The organism is Amycolatopsis rhizosphaerae (assembly GCF_007713715.1).
Lineage (GTDB): Bacteria > Actinomycetota > Actinomycetes > Mycobacteriales > Pseudonocardiaceae > Amycolatopsis_E > Amycolatopsis_E rhizosphaerae.
In genome coordinates, this window is the sequence record NZ_VJWX01000031.1 from 22315 (window position 1) to 29150 (window position 6836).

Consider the following 6836-nt stretch of genomic DNA (forward strand, 5'->3'; position numbering starts at 1 on the left):
TGCTCTTTCCTTGCGTTGATGGGGTCCTCGGACCGGCTGGGCGTTGGCCGTCAGGAGCTGGCGAAGTACCGACACCGGCCGCGGTGACCGGATCGTTCATCGAGGTCTGGGCCAGTCCCCGCCGGAGAACACCTCGTGGCGCGCTCCTGGTCGGGCCGGGGGTCAGCTCCGGGCGGACAGTCCTGCCCGGAGCAGCAGGTCGTCGAGGACCACTTCCGGTGCGGGCATCGACCGTGTCGCCGCCGCCCCGGCCTGAGCCGCGGTTCGATAGCGGGGCTCGGCGAGCACCGTACGGACCGCCGGACCGGCTTCGGCCGGGTCGTCGATAGCCAGGCCGAGCCCGGCGGCGGTCACCCGCTGGGCGTTCCACGGCTGGTCGGCCAGCACCGGCTGCAGCACCATCGGCAGCCCCGCACTCAGCGTTGCCTGCACCGTGCCCATTCCACCGGTGCCGACCACCGCCTCGACCCGGGGAAGCAACCCGGCCAGCGGCACGAACCCGATCTCACGCACCCGCGGATGCCGCGGCAACGTGCCCGGTTCGATGGTGACCACGACCTCGAACCCGGCGTCGGCCACCGAACCGGCCAAGCCGGTCAACAGATCGGGGTCCCGCACCGAGGTACCAGCGCTGACCAACACCAGCGGACCGGACGGGAGGTCGGCAACCGCACCGCCGGTATGCACCGCGGGCCGCATCGGCAGCCGGTCGTCCGGCAGCGGCGGGTCGGTAGGCGAGCGCAGCACGTCCGGCAGCGGATCGACCAGCGCGACCCGATGCCGTGGCCGCAGGTCGCGGGTGGTGTGCTGGGCCCGCGCCCGGGCCTGCAGGGCAGCGGACAGCTCCCCAGGGACGGGCGCGGCGATCGCATGGGCCGCCCAGGGCAGTTCCAGCGCGGCGGCAACCAGCGGCCCGACGAAGTCGAACTCCTCGCAGACCAGCAGGTTCGGCGCGAATCCATGGGCACGGTCGAGAGCTTCGGGGTAGCCGAGGTCGATCCGGGCGCCCGCGAAGTTTTCCACGGCCGCGGCACCGGGATGACGCGCGTCCCCGCCGCTGGTGCGGCGCTCGACCTCGATCAGCAGCTCGTCGACGCCCGGACCGGCGGGCAGCAGCGTGCGTCCTTCGAGATAGCCGGCCATGTCCGCGGCGGTCAGGAAGGCCACCTCGTGTCCGGCCTCGGCGGCCGCGTCGGCCAGCGGGAGCAGCGGCAGCAGGTGACCGGGGGCCGGCACCGCGCTGAACAGGATCCTCATGCGCCGGCCCCCACGGTCACGGCCGCCAGCGCGCGCAGCGCGGTACGCCACTCGTCGGCATGCCCGGCGAACACCGGATCGGGATCGGTCAGCCGGCCGTCCGCGCCGTAGGCGTCAGGCAGATCGGCGGTTTCCGGGGCGGGCATCAGGGGTCCTTTCCGGTCATGGAAAAAGGGAAAATCGCGCCCGAGCTTAGGAGCGCCGACCAGAGTGGGGTATCGGTCCGTTGTCGTATTCCGGGTGGAGATTCTTCTCCACCGTGGCTGGGCCCCGCCCGCGGCGGGCACGGCACTTCAAACCCGCGCCGCACTCACCTTCGTCGCCGGAGCAATGCGACGAGCTACTGGTCACGGGAGCAAGTCGCTCGTCAACGGATCCGGGTTGTCTTCGTCGATCGCGCCACACCGCGTAGCTCTGCGAACGCCGATCCCAGGCGGAGAAGCCCTGAGAGGGGGACTCGATCGAGGCGCTCGCCGAACCGCACGGCGGGATCAGACGGTGAGGACGAGCTTGCCCTGGAGGTGACCGCGCTCGAGCAGTCGGTGCGCGTCGGTGACGCGTTCGAACGGGAAGGTCTCCTGCACGTGGACCCGGAGCCTGCCCTGTTCGACGAGTTCGACGAGACCTCGCAGGCCGACCGGATCCGGGTCGACCGCGATGCCACTGAAGCGCATGCCGGCCGCCTCGAACTTGGCGATGAGCTCCGAATTCCCCTCGGCGACCGCCGTCACCAAGTGACCGCCTTGGCGGAGCACACCGAGCGACCGCTCGGCGGTATCGCCGCCGATCGTGTCGAGCACGACGTCGATGTCGCGGACCGCCTCGGCGAAGTCGACCGTCGTGTAGTCGATCACCTCGTCGGCACCGAACCCCTCGACGAACTCCCGCTTGCTTCCGCTGGCGGTCGCGATCACGTACGCGCCGAGGGCTTTCGCGATCTGGATCGCGACGTGGCCGACCCCACCGCCACCGCCGTGGACCAGGACGCGGTCGCCCTCGGTCACGCCGCCGAGGTCGACGAGGCCCTGCCACGCCGTCAACCCGACGACCGGCAACGCCGAAGCCTCGACGTGCGATAACGACGCCGGCTTGCGCACCAGGTGCAATGCCGGCGCAGACACGACTTCGGCATAGGCGTTGGCCGCTCGGGGGAACAGCGGCATTCCGAACACTTCGTCGCCGGGCCTGAACCGGTATGTCATCGACTCTTCGACCACGCCGCTGATGTCCCAGCCGAGGATGAACGGCGGCCGGCCGATCAGCGGGGGGAACTCGCCGGCGCGCAGGAGCGCCTCCAACGGGTTCAGCCCGATCGCCCTGACCCGGACGAGGACCTCGGTCGGCAGGGGCTGCGGCGCGGGCGTGTCCACGATGGTGAGCACTTCGGGACCGCCGAACTTCTGCTGGGTGATGACTCGCATGACTCTCCTGGCTTGGGAAGGGAAACAAGATCCAGGCTATGTGTCCGATGGGAACCAGCAGGTACCTTTGGCGCCATGAGCGGTTTTGGTCCCGGAGAACGCTTTCTCGCCGACTGCCCGGCACGTCTGGCGGTCGAGCTGATCGCCGACAAGTGGACGGTGGTCGTGCTCGCCGGCCTCAGCAGGGGGCCGGTGCGCCATGGTGAGCTGATCGGGCTGATCGGCGGCATCTCCCGCAAGGTGCTCACCCAGACGCTTCGCCGGCTCGAGTCACACGGACTCGTCCGCCGCCATGCCTACGCCGAGGTGCCGCCCCGCGTCGAGTACGAGCTCACCCCTCTCGGCGCGACGCTGACCGATCCGATCCACGTACTGAACGAGTGGGCAAGGGAGAACGGCGACGCGATCCTTGACGCGCTCGACGCCGATGCCGAGCCGATCGCCCACCACGGCTGACTCCCCAGCGCTCTCAAGGGTTTCCCCCTGACGCCGGCGACGCCCGTGGTCACCAAAACGCCGATCCTGTTACAGAAACAAATCCGGGCCACGCCACAGGCGCGTCATCGGGATTTCATCGGTTGGCGTTAACCTTCGCGCACTGAGAACCTTTCGCGGCGCTCGCTCCGCGGACAGAAGGAGGTCCGGTGAGTCCCCCGATGAGGACACCGCTCAACGGCATCACCCCTCCCGAGGGCTTCCCGGGCCCGGGATGGCTCCGCGGGCATGTCGGACCCGGTTGGACCTGGGCAGCGGTTCTTTCTCCATACCGCGTGGATGGCGTCCCGACATTCAAGTACCGATGGGCGATGTTCGACACGGCTGATCATGCCGTCTCCGACCTCGTGCGGTGCCTGAACGAAGGCAACCCTGGCCGGAAACAACGACCCCTTTCCCTCTCGGTGCTGGGCGCGCTTCAGCGGCCTGGGCAATTTGCGCTCTGTACCAACGAAGGGAGTCCCACGGTCTTCGTTGTCTGCGAAGTCGGGGACGGCGAGCACCTGACCGACCGATGTGACGAGTACTTCGACGAGTGGATCAGAACGATCTACGCCCGGAACCGCAGCGAAATCATCTTCGCCAAGAAACCGACGATCTGGTCTTCGACCCACTGACACACTCCCGGCCGAGACATCCTCACGCGGCCACTGGTGCGAGTTCGTTGCCCATCGCAGCAGCCCGCTCATAGGCACGGCCGACCCGCAACACCGCGGCCTCGTCCAGCGATCGCCCGATCAACTGCATCCCGATGGGCAGTCCGACGTGGTCTCGGCCGACGGGCAGGGTCAGCGCGGGCGCACCGATGATGTTCGCCGGCGCGGACAGCCGGACGTAGGCGTCGGAAACGGTTTCGGTGCTGCCGTCCGCCCAGGTGATGGTGGGCTGGTCGCTCGCCGTCGCGGTGACGGGCACGGCTGGGGCCGCGATGACGTCGACGGTCTCGAAGAGTCGCGCCCACGCCTGTGTCATCAGGGTGCGCGCGGAGATTGTTTGCTTTAACCCACGGTACGGCCCACGGTGGTCTTGTGCAAATTATTAGCTTTAAGGCAGGGGTGGAGTCAGTCATCGTCACCGGTTCCACCGCCAGCTTCCGGTGACCTCCCGTGGTTTTGGTTGGAGGAATCCCTTTTGTCCCAACAAAACCGGGACTGGACTGGTAGCGCATCCCACGTGCGGCCCGCGTTGACGGACGTTTTCGCGACCGGGCATTGTTGATCGCATGGCTGACTCGGTGGATGCCGCGCCAGGACCTGTGGGTGTCTTCCGGAACTGGGGTGTGGATGGCTGGTTGTGGGCCTGTACCGCGTTGTCCGCCGTGGTGGCGGCGTCGGTCCATTTCACGGCCGGAAGTGACGTAGCACAGTTCCTGGCCTCGTTGGCCGGGGTGGCTTTCACCTCCGCGGTGATGAGCCGGACCCTCGATCAGCTCAGTGGACGGTTGAGCCGGAACGCGGTGGGGCTGTTCCAGGCGGTCACCGGCAACATCCCCGAGTTCGTCATCGGCGCGTTCGCGTTGTTCAACCATCTGGACGTGGTGGTGCTGGGCACGATCGCCGGGTCGGCGCTGAACCTGTTGCTGTTTGCCAACGGGCTCGCCTACATCGCGGGCGGCGTGCGGCATCGGGTGCTGGCGATCGACACCCAGGCCGTGCTGAGCACGTGCGTGATGTTGGTGCTGATGGTGACGGTGCTGGTGATGCCCGCGGTCGCGGTGCAGTTGCACAGCCCGGCCGAGCACCACCAGCAAGCGGTCTCTTACACGGTTGCGGTGGTGCTGCTGGTCACGTTCGTCATAGCGCTGCCGGAGAACCTGCGCTCCTCGAGTGATGGACCCGGTCCCTCCATTGCTCCCGGTCAGGCCTGGCTGGCCGGGTTCGGCACCGCGCCACCCCCACCTACCGCGCCGGTGCCGCCCAGGCAGGTCGGCGGCGAGGCTGTGCCGCGGTGGCCGCTGCGGCGCACGCTGGCCCTGCTGGGTGTGGCCGGGCTGTTGCTGGCGGAGGAGGCGGACTGGCTCACCAAGCCGATGGCCGGGGCGCTGACGAGCCTGCACATCAGCCAGGCCTTCGCCGGACTGTTCCTTCTTGCCGTGGTCAACAACCTGTCGCAGGTCGCACCGTCGGTCCGGCTGGCCTGGCGGGGCGACATCGACACCGCGATCGCGATCAACCTGCAAGGCACCCTGCAGTTGGTGCTGATGGTCGCGCCGCTGCTGATGCTGCTGACGCCGCTGGCGGCGGATCACCAGTTCACGCTGATCTTCTCGCCGTTGATGGCGGTGGCGATGGTGGTGGCGACGTTGCTGGTGGTGTTCGTCGTGCTGGATGCCATCGCCAACGTCCTGGAAGGGGCCATGCTCATCGGCCTGTATGCGGTACTGGCGTCGTTGTTCGCCTGGAGTTGATGTGGTGAACGGTGAGGTGGCGGGCGCGGCATGGCGCGCCGCGGTGCGCCGCTGGTTGGCGTCGGAGGCTGCGCCGGGTGTCGCGCTGCTGGTGGCGACCCTCGTGGCACTGGTGTGGGTCAACAGCCCCGCACGCGGCGGCTACACAGCGGTCTGGGACACCGCGTTCGGCCCGGCCGCGCTGGGGGTGCGGCTGGGTCTGCGGGAGTGGATCAACGACGGGGTGATGACGGTCTTCTTCTTCGTCATCGGCCTGGAGATCAAGCACGAACTGGTCCAGGGCAGCCTCGCTCAGCCACGGCGAGCGCTGGTTCCGGTGCTGGCCGCGCTCGGCGGCGCCACGGTGCCCGCGCTGGTCTTCCTGGCGGTGGCGGCGGGCAGCCCGGCCGTGCCGGGGTGGGGGGTGCCGATGGCGACCGATCCCGCGTTCGCGGTGGGGGTTTTGGCGCTGGTGGCCCGGCGCGTACCGCGGGGGGTGCGGGTGCTGCTGTTGGCACTGGCCACCGTTGACGACGTGTTCGCCGTCGGGGTGATCGCCATCGGTTACCACGAGGGCCTGTCCTGGGCTTGGCTGGCGGCGGCCGTGGGTGGCTGCGCCGTGATCGTGGTGCTGCGGCTGCTCGGGGTGCGGTGGATCTGGCCGTACGTACCGGTGGGCATCGTGGTCTGGTGGTGCACCTTGCACAGCGGCGTGCAGGCCAGTGTCTCCGGGGTCGCCCTGGCGCTGTTGACCCCGGCCCGGCCGGTCGTCGGCCGGGCCGTTCTGCGAGAACTGCTGGACAGGCTCGGCCCCGTCAGCGCTTTCGTGGCGGTACCGGTCTTCGCACTGGCCAACGCCGGAGTCGCCCTCGATCCCCGCACCCTGGCCGCGTCGGCGACCTCCCGGCTGACCTGGGCGGTGCTGGCCGGCCTCCTGGTCGGCAAGTTCACCGGAGTGGCCGGCTCCATCGCCCTGACGACGAGGACCGGAATCGGTGACCTTCCGGCCGGGGTCCGGCCCGGGCACGTCGCCGGCCTGGGCCTGATCGCCGGCCTGGGGTTCACCGTCGCGCTGTTCGTCACCGACCTCGCCTTCGCCCCGCCCCTGGCCGACCAGTCCAGAATCGGCATCCTCGCGGCCTCGCTGATCGCCGCCACGGCCGCCGCGCTGGTGTTGAGCAGAGCGGGCCGGCCGCGGCAGGACTGAGCAGTCTCGATCCACCGACTCTCACGAGCCCGGTCAGGAGATCACGATTTCCTCACACCCAGGTCGGTAA

Annotated in this window: 8 protein-coding genes; 4 read left to right on the forward strand and 4 right to left on the reverse strand. The window is 69.1% G+C overall.

The features are described from left to right. Nucleotides 1-162: 162 nt before the first annotated feature. From FNH05_RS05560 to FNH05_RS05565, 3 genes are all read right to left on the reverse strand, one after another. Nucleotides 163-1257: a glycosyltransferase gene (locus FNH05_RS05560; RefSeq protein ID WP_144586183.1), complete on the reverse strand. Its 1095-nt coding sequence runs from the start codon at nucleotides 1255-1257 to the stop codon at nucleotides 163-165. Then, entirely contained in the window at nucleotides 1254-1403 is a 150-nt protein-coding gene (locus FNH05_RS37855; protein WP_186382399.1) for a hypothetical protein, read from the reverse strand. Before FNH05_RS37855 ends, FNH05_RS05560 begins: the two co-directional genes overlap by 4 nt. Before the next feature lie 345 nt (nucleotides 1404-1748). Then, complete coding sequence (locus FNH05_RS05565; protein WP_144586184.1) at nucleotides 1749-2678, reverse strand: NADP-dependent oxidoreductase; 930 nt, start codon at nucleotides 2676-2678, stop codon at nucleotides 1749-1751. 75 nt (nucleotides 2679-2753) lie between these two features. Between FNH05_RS05565 and FNH05_RS05570 the strand changes: the two genes are divergently transcribed. Continuing rightward, nucleotides 2754-3134 carry a winged helix-turn-helix transcriptional regulator gene (locus tag FNH05_RS05570; RefSeq protein ID WP_144586185.1) on the forward strand — a complete coding sequence of 127 codons (381 nt, stop codon included), beginning with the start codon at nucleotides 2754-2756 and terminating at the stop codon, nucleotides 3132-3134. A gap of 350 nt (nucleotides 3135-3484) precedes the next feature. Beyond that, nucleotides 3485-3790 carry a hypothetical protein gene (locus FNH05_RS05575; protein ID WP_144586186.1) on the forward strand — a complete coding sequence of 102 codons (306 nt, stop codon included), beginning with the start codon at nucleotides 3485-3487 and terminating at the stop codon, nucleotides 3788-3790. A 22-nt stretch (nucleotides 3791-3812) separates the two neighbouring features. Here FNH05_RS05575 and FNH05_RS05580 read toward each other — a convergent pair whose 3' ends face one another. Continuing rightward, nucleotides 3813-4163, reverse strand: coding sequence for an amidase family protein (locus FNH05_RS05580; protein WP_425458414.1), 351 nt, complete (start codon nucleotides 4161-4163; stop codon nucleotides 3813-3815). Nucleotides 4164-4395: 232 nt separating this feature from the next. On the opposite strand from FNH05_RS05580, the gene FNH05_RS05585 reads away from it, so the two are divergent. Then, nucleotides 4396-5580, forward strand: coding sequence for a calcium:cation antiporter (locus FNH05_RS05585; RefSeq protein WP_144586188.1), 1185 nt, complete (start codon nucleotides 4396-4398; stop codon nucleotides 5578-5580). 1 nt (nucleotide 5581) lies between these two features. Continuing rightward, nucleotides 5582-6766, forward strand: a complete 1185-nt coding sequence (gene nhaA, locus FNH05_RS05590) for a Na+/H+ antiporter NhaA (RefSeq protein ID WP_186382400.1) — start codon at nucleotides 5582-5584, stop codon at nucleotides 6764-6766. The last annotated feature ends 70 nt before the right edge of the window (nucleotides 6767-6836 follow it).